This is a genomic window from Streptomyces sp. NBC_01497, from assembly GCF_036250695.1.
GTDB lineage: Bacteria > Actinomycetota > Actinomycetes > Streptomycetales > Streptomycetaceae > Streptomyces.
The window spans coordinates 819,117-834,426 of record NZ_CP109427.1; the positions used below are offsets into that span (position 1 = coordinate 819,117).

At 74.4% G+C, this 15,310-nt stretch carries 14 protein-coding genes; 6 read left to right on the forward strand and 8 right to left on the reverse strand.

Annotated features, from left to right (window positions below; genetic code table 11):
- Positions 1–170 precede the first annotated feature (170 nt).
- A complete protein-coding gene (locus OG310_RS03570; RefSeq protein WP_329454410.1) occupies positions 171–833 on the forward strand; it encodes a class F sortase in 663 nt (220 codons plus the stop codon).
- Positions 834–939: 106 nt separating this feature from the next.
- Here OG310_RS03570 and OG310_RS03575 read toward each other — a convergent pair whose 3' ends face one another.
- Positions 940–1,779, reverse strand: coding sequence for a polysaccharide deacetylase family protein (locus OG310_RS03575; RefSeq protein WP_329454411.1), 840 nt, complete (start codon positions 1,777–1,779; stop codon positions 940–942).
- 209 nt (positions 1,780–1,988) lie between these two features.
- On the opposite strand from OG310_RS03575, the gene OG310_RS03580 reads away from it, so the two are divergent.
- Positions 1,989–2,456, forward strand: a complete 468-nt coding sequence (locus tag OG310_RS03580; RefSeq protein WP_329454412.1) for a universal stress protein — start codon at positions 1,989–1,991, stop codon at positions 2,454–2,456.
- On the opposite strand, the gene OG310_RS38475 is transcribed toward OG310_RS03580, so the two are convergent.
- Positions 2,440–2,994 (reverse strand): hypothetical protein, encoded by a 555-nt coding sequence (locus OG310_RS38475; RefSeq protein ID WP_443078539.1) that lies wholly within the window; start codon positions 2,992–2,994, stop codon positions 2,440–2,442. The genes OG310_RS03580 and OG310_RS38475 overlap by 17 nt on opposite strands.
- A gap of 299 nt (positions 2,995–3,293) precedes the next feature.
- Here OG310_RS38475 and OG310_RS03590 point away from each other — a divergent pair, with 299 nt between their 5' ends.
- A complete protein-coding gene (locus tag OG310_RS03590) occupies positions 3,294–3,818 on the forward strand; it encodes a hypothetical protein (RefSeq protein ID WP_329454413.1) in 525 nt (174 codons plus the stop codon).
- A gap of 189 nt (positions 3,819–4,007) precedes the next feature.
- Positions 4,008–4,664 carry a zf-HC2 domain-containing protein gene (locus OG310_RS03595; protein ID WP_329454414.1) on the forward strand — a complete coding sequence of 219 codons (657 nt, stop codon included), beginning with the start codon at positions 4,008–4,010 and terminating at the stop codon, positions 4,662–4,664.
- A 176-nt stretch (positions 4,665–4,840) separates the two neighbouring features.
- Here the strand turns inward: OG310_RS03595 and OG310_RS03600 are convergent, their stop codons facing one another.
- Positions 4,841–5,716, reverse strand: coding sequence for an Fpg/Nei family DNA glycosylase (locus OG310_RS03600; RefSeq protein WP_329454415.1), 876 nt, complete (start codon positions 5,714–5,716; stop codon positions 4,841–4,843).
- A 58-nt stretch (positions 5,717–5,774) separates the two neighbouring features.
- On the opposite strand from OG310_RS03600, the gene OG310_RS03605 reads away from it, so the two are divergent.
- Positions 5,775–6,485, forward strand: a complete 711-nt coding sequence (locus tag OG310_RS03605) for an alpha/beta hydrolase (protein WP_329454416.1) — start codon at positions 5,775–5,777, stop codon at positions 6,483–6,485.
- Positions 6,486–6,694: 209 nt separating this feature from the next.
- On the opposite strand, the gene OG310_RS03610 is transcribed toward OG310_RS03605, so the two are convergent.
- The 3 genes from OG310_RS03610 to OG310_RS03620 form a co-directional block, all read right to left on the reverse strand.
- Positions 6,695–7,555, reverse strand: a complete 861-nt coding sequence (locus OG310_RS03610) for an amidohydrolase family protein (RefSeq protein WP_329454417.1) — start codon at positions 7,553–7,555, stop codon at positions 6,695–6,697.
- A 75-nt stretch (positions 7,556–7,630) separates the two neighbouring features.
- On the reverse strand, positions 7,631–9,709 hold the full coding sequence (locus tag OG310_RS03615; RefSeq protein ID WP_329454418.1) for a SpoIIE family protein phosphatase: 2,079 nt from the start codon (positions 9,707–9,709) through the stop codon (positions 7,631–7,633).
- A 79-nt stretch (positions 9,710–9,788) separates the two neighbouring features.
- Positions 9,789–10,982 (reverse strand): DUF6777 domain-containing protein, encoded by a 1,194-nt coding sequence (locus tag OG310_RS03620; RefSeq protein WP_329454419.1) that lies wholly within the window; start codon positions 10,980–10,982, stop codon positions 9,789–9,791.
- A gap of 372 nt (positions 10,983–11,354) precedes the next feature.
- On the opposite strand from OG310_RS03620, the gene OG310_RS03625 reads away from it, so the two are divergent.
- The gene (locus tag OG310_RS03625) at positions 11,355–11,888 is read left to right on the forward strand and encodes a DUF1990 family protein (RefSeq protein ID WP_329454420.1); all 534 of its coding nucleotides are present in this window, start codon (positions 11,355–11,357) and stop codon (positions 11,886–11,888) included.
- A 227-nt stretch (positions 11,889–12,115) separates the two neighbouring features.
- Here the strand turns inward: OG310_RS03625 and efeB are convergent, their stop codons facing one another.
- Both efeB and OG310_RS03635 read right to left on the reverse strand, forming a co-directional pair.
- On the reverse strand, positions 12,116–13,594 hold the full coding sequence (gene efeB, locus OG310_RS03630) for an iron uptake transporter deferrochelatase/peroxidase subunit (RefSeq protein WP_329454421.1): 1,479 nt from the start codon (positions 13,592–13,594) through the stop codon (positions 12,116–12,118).
- Positions 13,591–14,874, reverse strand: coding sequence for an EfeM/EfeO family lipoprotein (locus tag OG310_RS03635; RefSeq protein WP_329454422.1), 1,284 nt, complete (start codon positions 14,872–14,874; stop codon positions 13,591–13,593). The genes efeB and OG310_RS03635 overlap by 4 nt, the downstream gene beginning before the upstream one ends.
- Between the last annotated feature and the right edge of the window lie 436 nt (positions 14,875–15,310).

The following is a 15,310-nucleotide window of genomic DNA, read 5'->3' on the forward strand; positions in this document are numbered from 1 at the left end:
CGGACCGGGGAGCGGCAGGTCAGCGCGGGTTACGGGGCGTCAGAACTTTTGCCGCGGCGATACTCCGACGGGTCATGAGCGCCGGACACGCCACCCGTTCGCCCGCCAGTGATCGCCGGGACGCCGGGGCCCGCTTACGTTGCGTACAGGCCGCCCACGAAGGGAGAACCATGCGCCTGGACCAGCTGGGCCAGGAGAGGAGGCGGCGCTCCCCCTGGGGCGCGCTCGCCCTCGTCCTGCTCACCGGCGTCGCGCTGATGCGCAACGGCCTGGACGCTCCGCTCGGCCCCCCGCAGCCGGCGGCGGCCTCGACGCTCGACGCCCTGCATCGCGACCCGGCCGCGGGCGCGCTGCCCGCGAGTGCCGTCAAGCCGTTGCCGTACGCCCCGCCGGCCCGGGTGCGGATCCCGGAGATCAAGGTCGACGCGCCGATGATGGACGTCGGTCTGGACAAGGACGGGTGGATCGAGGCCCCGCCGCCGTCCGACCGCAACATGACCGGCTGGTACCAGAACGGCGTCGCACCCGGGCAGTCGGGCACCGCCGTGGTCGTGGGCCACGTCGACAACGAGACGGGCCCCGCGGTCTTCTACGGTCTCGGCGCCCTCAAGAAGGGCGAGCACGTCGAGGTCGCCCGGTTCGACGGGCGGGTCGCGGTCTTCGAGATCTACGACGTCGAGGTGTTCTCCAAGAACGACTTCCCGGGCGTCCGCGTGTACGCCGACACGGGCTATCCGGAGCTGCGCGTCCTGACCTGCGGGGGCGGGTTCACCAAGGCGGCCGGCTATGACGGCAACGTGGTGGTCTTCGCCAGGCTGGTCAGCACCCACTGACGTCGACGGACGCGGCACCCCTGCCCCGGCGAGGGGCGGGGCGCCGCGTCCGTCCGTGTCCCGCCCCGTCCGGTGCCGGCCACGAGCCGGCGCCGGACGGGGCGCTTCAGGGGTGCGGCAGCGCGGTGGCGTAGCCGTGCTCGGCGAGCTGCGGCAGGTACTGGCGCAGCGCGGCGACTGTCTGTTTGCGCACACCGCCGCCGTCATGGGAGAGGATGACCCGGCCCGGGCCCAGACCGCCGAGAACGGCCCGCACGATCTTCCCGGTCCCCGGCTCCGACCAGTCGAGCGTGTCGACGTACCAGGCCAGGGGCTCCATCCCCATCTCCGAGCCCAGCTCGAAGGTGTACGCGTTCCAGGAGCCGTAGGGCGCGCGGAACCAGGCGGGCGGGGCGCCCGTGGTCTTCTCGATGATCTCGCTCGTCCGCCCCATCTCGTCCTTGATCTTCGCCTGGGACAGTGTGGGCAGTTCGGGGTGGGTCCAGGTGTGGTTGCCGATGAGGTGGCCCTCGTCGGCGGCCCGGCGGACGAGGTCGGGGAAGTACGACACCATCTCGCCGCAGACGAAGAACATCGCGCGGACGTCGTGCGCGGCCAGCAGGTCGAGCACCTGGGGCGTGTAGGTGGGTTCGGGTCCGTCGTCGAAGGTCAGGACCACGGAGTGGCCGAGGCCCGGGAGTTCGTAGAAGGGCTCTTCGCGTACCGGCGGCGCCTTGCGGTAGACGGGCGGCGCCTGCGCGGTCATGGGCTGGAGCCGGTACGTGGCGGGGTTGCGGCGGACGGCGGCCGGCGGCCCCGCCGCGGGTGCGGCGGCCGGCTTCGCGGCGGCCTTCTCCGGGACCCCCGCCTGGCAGGCGGCGACCAGGGCGGTGGCCGCCGCGGCGCCGAGCCCCGCGACGAGGCGCAGCGCACCTCGGCGCCCATGCGTCATTTCATCGTTTTTCATGATTAATAACTCACACGGCCGAAGCGCCGAGCCGTTGATCAACACGGTCGTCACGGCACAAGCACCCGATGTGGTTACGCAACGGGGTCCCGGTTTGACAGCGCGCGCACGCCCGGAAAGCCGCCCATTCCCCTTTCGTCGCCCGGCCTTCGGCCCTCTCGACCCCTCCGGACCTGGACACACGCGCGGAAGGGGATAACCTGCGTGCCGTGAAGGAGCCTGAACAGCAGCCCACCCGGTTCGAACGCGGTACCGACGGCCCGAAGGTGATCGTCGTGGGCGTCGACGGATCCCAGTCGGCCTACCGCGCGGCGGCGTACGCGGCGGGGCTGGCGCGGCGGCAGAACGCGCTCCTGGCCATCGTCTACGTGCAGCCCGTGCTGCCCGCGGGATCCGCGCTCGGCGCCCCGATCGCCGACACGACCGGGGAGATCGCCGAGAACCTCATCGAGGAGCTGCGCAAGAACTCCGAGCGCAACAAGGGGATATGGGACCTGCGCTGGGAGTTCCACACCTTCCGCGGCGACCCCTACAACGGCCTCGTCACGGCGGCCGACGAGCTGACCGCGGACGCGGTCGTGGTGGGCGCGTCGGAGTCCGCCGGGCACCGGATCGTCGGATCGGTCGCCGTGCGGCTGGTCAAGTCGGGTCGCTGGCCCGTCACTGTCGTGCCGTAGCCCGTACGCGGCCCGCGGTGGCAGCACGGGCGCACGACCCGGGCTCCGCCGCCCTGTTGCGCGCAGCCCCGTCCTCCGTGGTCCCGTTGCCCGTGGTCCCGTTGCCCGTGGTCCCGGCGCGGGCTCCGGCGCGGCGCACCGTCGGCGTCCCGGGGTGGTTCAGCGGCTCACCGTCAGGCCCGTCCCGCGCCCCGCCCCGGCTGAGAACGGCGGCCGAGATCGCGTCCAGGGCCTCCATGTGGCAGATCGCGAGGTCCGCGCCGGAGACGACCGGCTTCACCCCGGCGAGCATCGCCGCGAAGTCGTAGCCGGCGCCGTGCCCGGCGAGGGACGCCTGCCTGATGACCGAGTCGTGCGGCAGGACGTCTCCCGAGGCGACCAGGGTGAAGGCGCGCCGCGGTACGCCGTCGCCCGTGGAGTGGGCCACTGGGCCCGGCGCCCGGCCGGGGGGCCGGACGCCGGCCTGCGCCGTGCAGGCGGCGGAGCTGATCAGCAGGGCCGCGGTGAGCGCGCCGGCAGGGCGCGTGCGTCCGTTCATGACGTCACTCCGCTTATAGGACGATATGAACCTTTCACTCCTTCATGACTGGACGAGGACGTTTCGCATGGATACAAGGAGCGGCGCCGAGCCGGTCGCCCGGACGGCGTACGGATGGCGGAGGGTGACCGGGGGGCCGCCGGGGGCCGCCTCTGCAATCACAGGCGACACCCGCGTCACAATCCCGCCCGTGGCGGCCGCCGATCCGCGACTTCTGGCCACGCGGAGCCTTCCCCGCCGGTTCAATGCTCCGTGAAGCAGGGCCGCGCTCAGCGGCCCGGGCAAGGAAGGCGGGGACCATGCGTCAGGAACGTGCCGAGGGGCCCGGTGGTGGCCTACTGGTGCCGATGGCGTGGATGCGCGCGGAGTACATCGCGGACGAACTGCTGCGCGGCGGCCATCTGATGCCGCCGTCCACACTGGAGTACCGGGCCGGGCGGGGAGCGCTCGCGCTCACCATCTTTCTGTCCGAGGGACCGGTCGGCGGGGAGCGCGCGGCCCGTCGGGTCGCCGAGTGGCGCTCACTGACCGAGTACGGATCCACCTGGCGCGCCTGGGTGTGCGAGCGTCTGGACCGGCTGGAGGCGCGCGCCTTCGAGCTGGGCGCCGGGACGGAGGCCGGGCAGCGCACGCCGGACCTCGAACTCGCGTCGGCCACCTGGCGCTGGCTGGAGGAGACGGAACTGCTCGCGCCCGATCTCGACGCCGTGGTGCCCCCGGCGCGCGGCGGTCCGAGGAGGCCCGAGCACGAGGGGCCCCAGGCGTGGACGCCCGCCTGGCAGCTGGGGCTGCCGCTCGGGCACCTCGCGATGCACCTGTACTGAGCACCCGTACGGGCTGCAGGCCACCGGCGCGGGAACCCGCAGGCGGGGGCGCGTACGGCCGGGCCGAGGGCCCGCCCGCGAGCCACGGGCCCCGCGGTGTGCCCGGTGCCGTCCGCCGCGCACGGCACCGGACAGCGGTCGGGGACCGCCACGCTGAATGATCCGGGGCCGCGGCCCGTACGCAACGGTATGCGGACATCCGAGGACCCTCATCGCGACGCGGCTTCCTACGCCCTGGGCGTACTGGACCCCGGCGACGCGTACCGGTTCGAGGACCATCTGATGGTCTGCCCGGGGTGTTCGTTCGTGGTGAGCGGGTTCGGTGGGGTACGGACCCGGCTCGACGCCTACGTCCGGTCCGCCCCGCCCGGCGTCCCGCCCGTCGTGTCACCCGGTGGGGCCGTGCTGCGCGGCGCGCTCGGCGCGGTGGAGGCCCGGCGGCGGGCCGGCCGCAGACGACGGCTCGCGCTGGTGACCGCCCTGGCGGCGCTGGCCGTGGGCGGTCCGCTCGGTGTGCTGGCGGTGGGCGCGGAACCCCGCCACGCGGCGGTGCGCTGGAGCGGCTCGGACGGGGTTACGGGCGCCTCGGCCGTGGCCACCGCCACCTCGCGGGCCTGGGGGTCCGAGATCGGCTTCGAGCTCATGGGCCGTGAGGCGGCGGGCGCCTGCGAACTCGTCGCGGTGGGCCGGGACGGTTCACGCGAGACGGTGACCACCTGGTACGGCACCGGAACGGCGGCGCGCCCCGTGGTGACCGCCGGCGGGGCGGCACTGCACCCGGACCAGATCGACCACTTCGAGGTGCGCGCACCCGACGGTCGCGCGCTCGTCACACTCGCCGAGTGAGCCCGGCCCTCGGACCGGCACGCCACCGAGCCCGGCGGACGGTACCTCGGCGAACGGGGTCGTACCGGCCGGGGTACACGCCGGCGGAAGTCGCCCCGGCGCACGTCACCCCGGCCGGGGACCCCGTGGACGGTGCCCGACGGCCTGCGGGGTGGGGCAGAGCCCCGGTCGCGGCCCTACTTCAGCAGCCGGGACAGCCTGCGGTCGGCGAGCGGCTTACCGCCCGTCTGGCACGTCGGGCAGTACTGGAGCGACGAATCGCTGAAGGACACCGACCGGATGGTGTCCCCGCAGACCGGGCACGCCTCCCCCGCCCTGCCGTGCACGCGCAGACCGGACTTCTTCTCCGACTTCAGCCGGCCGGCGGCGATCCCCCGGGAGCGCTCCACGGCGTCCGTCAGCGTACTGATCATCGCGTCGTACAGGAGGGAGATCTCCTCGTCCGACAGGTTCTGCACCTGCTTGAACGGGGACATCTTCGCGACGTGCAGGATCTCGTCGCTGTACGCGTTCCCGATGCCCGCGATCAGCCGCTGGTCGCGCAGGGCGCCCTTGACCTGCCGCCGCTCCCCCGCGAGCAACCGGGCGAACGCGGCCCGGTCGAAGGACGGGTCGAGCGGCTCCGGTCCGAGCGTGGCCATGCCCGGCACGTCGGCCGCATCGCGCACCAGGTGCACCGCGAGCCGCTTCGTGGTGCCCTGCTCGGTCAGGTCGAAGCCCGTGCCGTCCGCGAGCAGGACCCGCATGGCGAGTGGCCCCTTGCCGGGTCGCGGCGGCGCGTCGGGGAAGGAGTCCTTCCAGCGCAGCCATCCGGCCCGCGCGAGATGGACAGCCAGATGGAGCGGCGCGCCATCGCCGCCACGGGTGACGATGTCGAGATATTTGCCTCGTCGGCCGACCTCGGTGACCGTGGACCCCTCCAGGGCGGAGAGCGGCGGATCGTACGTCTTCAGCACATTGACCGTCAGCGGCAGGGCACGCACGATTTCCTTGCCCACCAGACGGCCGTCGAGGAACTCGCGCAGCGCTTCGACTTCGGGAACTTCCGGCATGCCTCCAGCGTGCCGGAAGCGGAGCGCGGACGCCCGGCGGACCACGGAAAGGAACACCGTGCACGCAACGGTACGAGAACGGGCACCGGTACGGCCCGCGCTGGTCCTCGAAAGGACCGAGACGAGGCCGCGCGCCGCCGTGCTCGTGCTGCACGGCGGGAGCGCCGACGGTGAGGCGCCGCCGCGCCGACTGAACGTGGCCGCTGCCCGGATGTGGCCGGTGACCCACGGCCTGCTGCGCGCCACCGAGGGGCTCGGCGTGGTGGTCGGGCGGGTGCGCTACCGCTGCCGGGGCTGGAACGGCGGGCGCGCCGACGCGGCCCGCGACACGCTGCGGGCCCTGGACGAGCTGGGGCTGCTGCTCGGGCGGCTGCCCGTGGTACTCGTGGGGCACTCGATGGGCGGCAGGGCCGCCCTGCACGCCGCGGGGCACGACCTGGTGGGCGGCGTCGTGGCGCTCGCACCGTGGTGCCCGCCGCAGGACCCCGTGATGCAGCTCGCGGGCCGGCAGGCGGTGCTCCTGCACGGCGAGCGCGACCGGGTCACCGATCCGCGGCAGAGCGTCGAGTTCACGGCCCGCGCACGGCGTGCGGGGGCCCGGGCCGGCACGGTACTGGTGGCGCGCGGCGAGCACTCGATGCTGCGCAGGGCGGTCACCTGGCAGTCACTGACCACACGAACCGTTGCCGCGTTCCTCGGCGTGGGCTCCCTGCCCGACGTGGTCCGGCAGAGCCTGCTGGACGGCACGAGCCCGGTGCAGCGCGCATAGCGGAACCGCACGGCCGCACCCGCCCCTGCCGGGTGCGCGGCTGCCCGGCTGCGGGCGGCCGCCGTGCGGCCGGCACATGGGCGGCGCGCCGCCCGCAGCACCTCACGGCGCCCGGCACCCGCACCGCGTCCGCGCGCGGCACACCGCGGCAGGCCCCGCGCCACCGGCCGGACCCGAGTCGGACTCCGGCAGCCGTCCCCCGCGGCGGACTACGCGTGCGTCAGGCCGTAGACCCGGGTGGCCGTGCCACCGAAGACCTCGGCGCGTTCGTCCTCGGTGAGCGAGGCGGTCAGTTCCCCGGCCGCTTCCCGCACCCGCGCGTAGGAGGCGGCGAGCGTGCACACCGGCCAGTCGGAGCCGAACATCAGGCGCCCGGGGCCGAAGGCGTCGAGGACGGTGTCCGCGTAGGGCCGCAGGCCGTCAGTGGTCCAGGTGTCCCAGGCGGCCTCGGTGACCAGCCCGGAGAGCTTGCAGACGGTGTTCGCCCGCTCGGCGAGCCGGGTGACGTGGTGCGCCCAGGGCTCGGTCTCGCCCGCCGCGACCGGGGGCTTGCCGAGGTGGTCGAGCACGAACGTCAGCCCCGGCAGCAGATCGGCGGCACGGGCGGCGGCGGGCAGCTGGTGCGGCAGCACCACCAGGTCGTACGCGAGGCCCGCGGCGGCCACCGCGGTGAGGCCGCGCCTGACCTCGGGGCGCAGGATCCACTCGGGGTCGGGCTCGCCCTGGATCTGGTGGCGTATGCCGACGAGCTTGTCCCCGCCCGGCAGGTCCGTGAGTTCGGCGAGCCGGTCGGCGACGGCCGGGTCGGTGAGGTCCGTCCAGCCGACGACGCCCGCGACGAGGTCGCTGCCGTGCGCGAGTGCGAGGAACTCGGGGGTCTCCTCGGGGACCGAGATCGTCTGTACGAGAACGGTGGCGGTCACGCCCGCGGCGCGTGCCTCCGGCTCCAGGTCCGCGACGCCGAAGTCACGGCGGAGGCGGACCATCTCGGGGCCGGTGATCCACTCCTGGTCGCGGACCGACAGGTCCCAGAAGTGGTGGTGCGCGTCGACGACGGTCGGCTGTGGCATCAGCAGTCAGAGCTCCGGGGTGTGGGGTCCGAGTCGAATATTCATCGGATGACTCGGCCGCGTCAACACCCGGGCTCACCTCGCGCGCACGCTCCCGCGCGGGACGACGAACTCGCACCACACGCTCTTGCCGCTGCCTCGCGACTCCACGCCCCAGCCGTCGGCGAGGTTGTCCACGAGCAGCAGCCCGCGCCCGGAGAGACCGGCTTCCCCCAGCTCCCGCCTGCGTGGCAGCGCGCTGGACCGGTCCTCCACCTCGACCCGCAGCCTGCGCTCCGCGCCGGAGACGACCCGTACCGTGACGACCGCTCCGTCGTCGGTGTGCATGAGCGCGTTGGTGATCAGCTCGTCGGCCGCGAGTTCGATGTCGTCGGAGCGCTCCCGGGCCCCCCACGCGCCGACGGCCGCCCGGATCATCTGCCGGGCCGAGTGGAGCGCCGCCGGGTCGCGCGGCGGGACCCGCTGCTGGAGCCGGCCACCGGCCTGCGGCACGTAGGCGCCCCGGCGGCGCAGCAGGAGCACCGCCACGTCGTCCTCGCCGCCCCGCTCGTCCACGACCTCGCACAGCCGGTCGGCGAGCACCTGGAGGTCGTGGGGGCCGCTGCGCACCAGCTCGGCCAGTTCCAGCAGGCCGTCGTCGAGATCGGCGCCGGGCGCTTCGACGAGGCCGTCGGTGTACATCAGGAGGGTCTGGCCGGGATCCAGCTCCATCGTCTTGACCGGGTACTCGAGCCGGCCGAACATCGCGGACAGGCCGAGCGGCATGCCACCGGGCACCGGCAGCCGGCGGCAGCTGCCGTCGGTGTCGCGCAGCAGCGGGTCGACGTGCCCGGCCCGCACGAGCTGGACGACGCCGGTGGTGAGGTCGGCCTCGGCGTAGGCGCAGGTGGCGAAGCGGTCCGTGTCGAGTTCGTGCAGGAACACCGAGGCGCGGGCCATCACGGTGGCGGGCTCGTGGCCCTCGGCCGCGTACGCGCGCAGCACGATCCGCAGCTGGCCCATGACGGCCGCGGCATGCGTGTCGTGGCCCTGCACATCGCCGATGACCGCGCCGATCCGGCCGCCGGGCAACGGGATCACGTCGTACCAGTCGCCCCCGATGTCCCGTCCGAGCCGCGCGGAGCGGTACCGCACGGCGATCTGGGCACCGGGCACCTGCGGGATGCGGCGCGGCAGCATGGCCTGCTGCAGGCCCTCCGCCAGGTCGTGGTCCTGCTCGAACAGCATGGCCCGTTGGAGGCTCTGCGCGATGCTGCTGCCGAGCGCCACCAGCAGGTTGCGGTCCTCGGCGTTGAAGCCGCTCTTGTCGCTGTAGAGCAGGCCCAGTGCGCCGATGGGCCGGCCCTGGGCGATGAGCGGCAGGTAGGCGGCGGCGGTGATACCGAGCCCGTCGATGTGCTGCCACAGCTCCGGATAGCCGGCCGCGAAGTCCGCGGCGGAGTCGATGAAGCGCGGGCCGAGGGTCCGCACCGCCTCGCTCATGGGGTAACGCTCGTCGATCCTGGTGACGCGGGTGCCGGGCACGAACGAGCCCTCGGGCCCCTCCGCGACGAGGTGGATGCGGCCGGACTCCACGAGGCCCATGACGACACTGGACGCCCCGAGGTGTTCCAGGCCGTGCGACTCCTTGAGCACGTCGATGACGTCCTGCACGGTCCGCGCGTGGGCGAGCGCCGCCGTGGTGCCCTCCACCACGCTCGTCCGTACCCGGCGCGCATCGTCCAGTTCGAGGCGGGCCGCGGAGTCGGCGAGTTCCTGGGCGGCGTCGCGGACGATGCCGATGATGCGGTGGGGCAGTCCGTCGGGGCCCCGGCGGATGCTGCCCTGCGTGTGGGTCCAGCGCAGCGAGCCGTCACGCCGCCGGACCCGGAAGTAGGCGCCGTAGGCGTCGCGGCCGTCCTCGGCCGCGCGCGTGACGACGGCGCGCAGGCGGGCGCCTTCGTCCCCGGGCAGCCGCACCAGGAGCGACGCCGGCCTGTCGTCGTACTCGTCCCGGCGCAGATCGAAGACCCCGAGGGCCGGCTCGTCCATGTGCATCAGCCCGCTGTCGAGGTCCCAGTCGAACGTGCCCAGGCGATTGAGGGAGAGGCTGATGTCCGAGGGGGCCGGCCAGTCCTCGGGGAGCGACAGGGGACCTGCTGCCCTATCCACCATGGAGCCACTCTGTCATTGTTTGTCGCATTCTTCGACCCTGCGGAAACGGGCCGGCTCCGGCGCAGCGCAAGCGTGCGGGTCAGTCCCGGACCGGCGCCGGACCGGTCAGGACATCCGTGGCCTGCGGGGCGTCGGGGACCGGCGGGTCGCCGTCGGGCGTACCGGGCCCGTCCGGCGGGGGTGCGTCCCCTGCCGCCGCGGCCTGCCCTGACGGCAGCGGGGCGTCCGGGCCGCCGGTGGGCTCGTCGGTCGGGGCCGGCGGCACGGCCGGGCCGCTCGGCTCGGGCGCTGCGGTGCCGGTGGGCTCGGCACTGGGGCTGTCGGAGGGGGTGTCCGGCAGCGTCGGGTCGGGCGGTGTCACCTGCTGGGGGTCGAACAGGTCGGCGTCCGGGCTGTACGGCGGCAGGGAGGCGGGAATGCCGTCCTGGTCCCCGTCGGTACCCGTGGTGCGCTGCATCCAGGTGTTGTCGGCTCTGTTGACGATCGTCAGTGCGGCGGCCCGCCGGGCCGCGCGCGAGATCAGCAGCACATGGTCGGGGCGGTAGCCGTGCCAGGGGGTGCCGCGGTGGGCGACGGCGCCCTCCATGGCGACGGCGGGGCCGAGCGGATTGCCGCAGGAGCAGCGGACCCGGGGCACGCCCCGGTCGTCGGCGAGCACGGCGGTGCCCGCCTGGAGGACGGCCTGGTAGGAGGTGGGCGCGCCATTGCGGTAGCCGTGCGAGGTGACCCGGGTGTCGGCGCGCAGCACCACGGGCGTGAGGCCCCGCAGGAAGCCCGGCACGTCGCCGCCGCCGACGCGGGCGCCGGTGGCGAAGGCGGCCGACCTGGCCGTGTTCTCGGTGAGGAGGCGGACCTGGCGTTCGACGTCGCAGTTGGAGGCCCCCTGGGTGCCGCCGTACACGCCGGGGGTGTCGCCGGGCAGGGTGCGGGCCTGGCCGCCCGCCCGGGCGGCGCTGCCCGCCGGGGCGTCGGCAGCGGTGGCCGGCACCGGGACATCGGCCGCGCCGGCGGCCCGGGTGGCGCCCGCCGCCTTGCCCGTGCCCGGAGCGTCGGGGCTCGCCGGGGCGGACGGCGAGGGGGCCGCGGTCGACGTGTCGGAGACGGTGGAGGGGGTGAAGGGGTCCGGTCCGCGCGTCGCGGCGGGCTGGAAGAAGAGCTGCCGGGCGCTCGCGGCCTCCTCGGCCCCCGCCCCTCCACCGCAGCCCGCTGTGAACACAACTCCCACGGACAGCGCGGCGAGCGCCGCGGTCCGACGACGGATGGGTGAGCGCACCGGAGATCTCCCGCCTGATCCTGCCTCAATGTCCTTATATGTCTGCCCGATCATGATCGAACCCGCAAGCGGACCGCCACGCGATCGGGTCCGCTTGCGCCCCGGCCCTTGCCCGCCCCTGCGGCCGGGCATAGGCTCGACATTGAGTTGAACACGTTCAAAAATAACGGGACCCATCGGACGGCCGCACGTCGTCACAGGTCAGAGCCGGGGCGCTGGACGGGACGCTCGGCCCGGCGCGTCCTGCCCGACTCGCACCGCCCGCCGCAGACCTTCACCCCGATCCGGCGCGGGCGCGCTACGCCGCCGGTGGTGATCCCGCACCGCCGCGGTGCGCCCGCCCGCGGCCGGACGCACCGCAGGGAGTACCGGATGAGCACACCCGAAGTCACCCGCGCGGCGGGGGCCTTCACCTATCGGGAAGTGGGCGCTACCCGGCTCGGGCCGCTCCCGGACGGCTACCACCACCTGCACCACCGCACGAGGATCGGCCGCGGCCGGACGGTCTTCGACGCGGCCGGGTCCGCGCTGACCACCTGGCGGCTGCACCGGGCCACCGGCGTCCGGGTGCGCGCGGACGTCGCGCGCGCCCGGCCGGGCGGGACCGTCGAACTCTCCCTGGGCGTTGGGCCGGTGGCGGTGTCGGGGCGCTGCGAGGTCGTCTGGACGGTGTACGGGCGGGACCGTACGGGCTTCGGCTACGGGACGCTGGCGGGCCATCCCGAGCGGGGCGAGGAGTCGTTCGTGGTCGACCTGCGCGATGACGGCTCGGTCTGGTTCACCGTCATGGCCTTCAGCCGCGCCGACAGGTGGTACACGAGGGCGGGCGGCCCCTTCGTCCGGTTGCTGCAACGGGCCTACGCGCGACGGCTCGGCCGTACGCTCCGGCGGCTCGCGGCGGCCTGAGAGGGGTGCGGGGCCGGGAGGCACCACGCGCGGCGGGGTTGCGGCGCCTACGGCCCCGGGTCGCGGCCGGCGGGTTGGCCGAGACGGACGCGCGGCATCCCCGCACAACGGGACGTCCGGGCGCCGGGCGGCATGTGACAGGGGCCGGGGCGCGCACGCCGCGCACCCGGACCCCGGTACCGGTGCCCTCCGCCCGAGCAGGTCGGTCGGGGCCCCGTCGGGGCAGGTCAGGTCAGCAGCGTCCTGCCGAGCCAGTCCGCGCTGTCCCGTACCCCGGGCACCGCGAAGAAGTACCCGCCGCCGTACGGCTTGATGTAGTCCACCAGCGGCTCGCCGGCCAGGCGCTTCTGCACGGCCGCGAACTGGCGGTCGATGTCCTGCTGGTAGCAGCAGAAGACCAGCCCGGTGTCCAGGTCCCCGTTGTCCCGCACACCCCGGTCGTAGTTGTAGCCGCGGCGGATCATCCGCATGTCCGCCGTCGCCGCCGTACGGGGGTTGGCGAGCCGGATGTGCGAGTCGAGCGGGATGATGTTGCCCTGCGGGTCCTTCGCGAACTGCGGCTGGTCCGTCTCCCGCCGGCCGTCGAGCGGCGCGCCGGTGTCCCTGGCCCGCCCCATCATCCGCTCCTGCTCGTGGATGGAGACACGGTCCCAGAACTCCACCAGCATGCGGATGAGGCGGACGACCTGATAGCTGCCGCCGGCCGTCCAGTCGGGCTCGCCTGAGTTCTTCGCCACCCACACCAGCTGGTCCATCATGCGCCGGTCGGTCGCGGACGGGTTGGCCGTGCCGTCCTTGAACCCCAGCAGGTTGCGAGGGGTGCCGGACGGGCGCGGCGGCGACACGAAGCCGTCGAGACGCCAGCGGATCTGCATCGCGCCCCGGGTGTGGCGGGCGATGTCGCGCAGCGCGTGGGTGACGGTGTCGGGGTGGTCGGCGCACAGCTGGAGCATCAGGTCGCCGTGGCACCAGTCGGCGTCGAGGTCGTCGTCGGGGAAGGTGTCCATCGGGCGGAGCCTGCGGGGCTTGCGCGCGCCGAGCCCGAAGCGGTCGTCGAAGAGGGCGGAGCCGACGCCGAGCGTGGCGGTCAGCCCGTCGGCGGGCACCACGGGGCCGAGGACGCCGGAGTCCGGGAGCGGCGCGGAGATCCCGAGCGGGTCGGGCACGCCGCCCTTGGTGAGGAACCGCAGCCGCTCGGTCACGGTCTTGAACAGGTCGCCCAGTTCGGCGCGGCTGCGGGCCGTCACGTCGAAGGACGTGAAGACCGCGCTGCGCTGCAGCGGGGTGAGGATGCCGGCCTGGTGCGCGCCGTGGAAGGCGATGACCCTGTCTCCGTCCTCGGTGGTCGTACTCGCGTCCGGGGCCGCGCTCGTGCCGCCGTCGGCGGCCCACGCAGCCGTGCCCATGCCCGCGGCGCCGAGTGCGGCTCCCGCCGCGCCCGCGGCGACCGCCCGGTGCAGGAAGGACCGCCTGCCCACGCCGTGACCCAGGGGGCACGTGCCCTCACCCGCCGGGTGTGTGGTGTCCCCCGCGTCCCCCGCGCCGCGCGCGGGGTCGTCGCCGGTCGTGGCCGCCATGCCCGGGCGGTCGGGGCCCGCCGGTTCGTCACCGGCCGGGAGGTCGGTCGTGGGGTCGTAGCCGCTCATCGCGCTGCCTTCCGGGGCCGTGCCGTGGGTACCGTCGTCCGCCGCGCGCCGCCCGCTCACGAAGTCCTCCGGATGTCGAAGATCACGGCGACCGGGGCGAGCCGCTCGGCGAGGTCACCGAAGTCCGCGTCGACCCGCTCCCGTTCGGCCCGGGACAGCGTGTCCGGCGCGCGCCAGTCCGAACCCTTCCGGGTCGCGTCCAGATCGCCCTGCGCGGTCGCGAGGGCCGCTTTCAGCTGCGGGAGTCCGGGGTCCCTCGGCGCGAGCAACGGCTGCAGCACGTCGAGCAGTTCGACCGTGCCGTCCAGGCCGGCCCGCGCGGTCGCGTAGGACGTGCCACTGCCGAAGTCGGAACGCCCGGTCAGGTCGAGCTGGATGCTGTCCTCGGTGATCTCGTGCGCCCGCAGGCCCGTGTCCAGCGGGTCCATCCGCGTACCGGCCCACTGGTCGCTGAGGTCCTTCAGGTCCTTGGCGAGCTGGTCGGTGGGGGCCTTCAGGTCCGCGGCCGACTGGCCGTGCCACAGGCCGTACTCGACCCGGTGGAAGCCGCTGAAGTCCTTGTCGTGCACGCCCGCCGGCAGCCCCGCGTCCGTCTCGTCGACGGCAGCGCCGAGGTCGCCGAACGCGCCGTAGGCGCCCCCGAGGCGGGTGTACGCGAGGTGGGCGGGCAGCCAGGCGCGGCGGGCGGCGTCGAGGTCGCCCGCGTCGACGGCGGCCTTGAGCGTGCCGACCTTGTCGAGGACGCTCTTGAAGCCCTCTCCCACCCACTTCTGGTAGGCCAAGGTCGGCGGGATCACGTCGTGCTGGTTGACGGGACTGACCGCGGGGCCGCCCTTGGCGGGGCCGGTGGTGACGCGGACCGCGGGGCCGTTCACCGCGTCCGTGTCCTCGATCAGGCAGCGGAACGCGTAGCTGCCGCGCCCCAGTTGGACCTGGATCGGGCGGGTCGTGCCGGGGCCGAGCCCGTCGATCTCGCCGAGCAGGGCGCCCGAGGAGTCGGTGAGGTAGACCTCCGCCGCGTCGGTCGCGACGTTGTGCACGTCGAAGACCTGGAGGCCCGGCTTCGGGTCGGTCCACCCCTTGCCGCACTGGTCGGACGACGCGGACGCCTCCACGGCGGTGTGCCGCAGACCGTCGGCGACGTCGACGGATGTCGCGGCGGGTTCGCCGTTGCCGGAGGTCAGGCCGAGGGCGAGGACCCCGCCCGCAGCGGCCACCACGACGCAGGCGGCGAACACGACCCACCCCCGGCGTACCCGGCGCACGGGTCTCCCGTCGGGGGCCTGCTCGTCCGGCGGGGCCGGGGACGAGGCGTCCTGCATGTTGTTGCGTATCGGCACGGAACCGGATGTTAGCTCCGCCAACCGGGGGCGCCGGGGATCATTCGGTGAAGTTCCGCCAAAGTTCGGGTGTCCTGACGTCCCATGACGCCCGATGCGTGCCTTTCGGATCCCGGGGACCGGCGGCACCGTCGGGACCCGCGCCGCCCGTCCTGCGACGTCGCCGCGCGGTGCTCGTACCGGCGTGTCCGCCGCGCCACGAACTCCGGGCCCGCCCGCACGACACGCCCGTACGACACGCCGGTACGAGGCCCGTAGGCGGCTCGTACAAGCCCTGGACCGGCCGCGTCGGAGGGCCGAACGAGCCGGGCGGGCCCATGCCCCGGGCGACGGAGTGACCACCGTCACGCAACGGGCCCCGGGGCGGCGCGCACGACGATCCCGGATCGCGTACCCGGCCTGGCCCTGTCCGCCGGGCCTGCCCCGGTCCGCGACT

Bases quoted from the DNA above. Each gene is read 5' to 3' on its own strand.
- OG310_RS38475 (WP_443078539.1), bottom strand. From the start codon at position 2,994: ATGAACGGACGCACGCGCCCTGCCGGCGCGCTCACCGCGGCCCTGCTG.
- OG310_RS03625 (WP_329454420.1), top strand. From the start codon at position 11,355: ATGAGCACACCCGAAGTCACCCGCGCGGCGGGGGCCTTCACCTATCGG.
- OG310_RS03600 (WP_329454415.1), bottom strand. From the start codon at position 5,716: ATGCCGGAAGTTCCCGAAGTCGAAGCGCTGCGCGAGTTCCTCGACGGC.
- OG310_RS03570 (WP_329454410.1), top strand. From the start codon at position 171: ATGCGCCTGGACCAGCTGGGCCAGGAGAGGAGGCGGCGCTCCCCCTGG.
- OG310_RS03590 (WP_329454413.1), top strand. From the start codon at position 3,294: ATGCGTCAGGAACGTGCCGAGGGGCCCGGTGGTGGCCTACTGGTGCCG.
- OG310_RS03595 (WP_329454414.1), top strand. From the start codon at position 4,008: ATGCGGACATCCGAGGACCCTCATCGCGACGCGGCTTCCTACGCCCTG.
- OG310_RS03610 (WP_329454417.1), bottom strand. From the start codon at position 7,555: ATGCCACAGCCGACCGTCGTCGACGCGCACCACCACTTCTGGGACCTG.
- OG310_RS03575 (WP_329454411.1), bottom strand. From the start codon at position 1,779: ATGAAAAACGATGAAATGACGCATGGGCGCCGAGGTGCGCTGCGCCTC.
- OG310_RS03615 (WP_329454418.1), bottom strand. From the start codon at position 9,709: ATGGTGGATAGGGCAGCAGGTCCCCTGTCGCTCCCCGAGGACTGGCCG.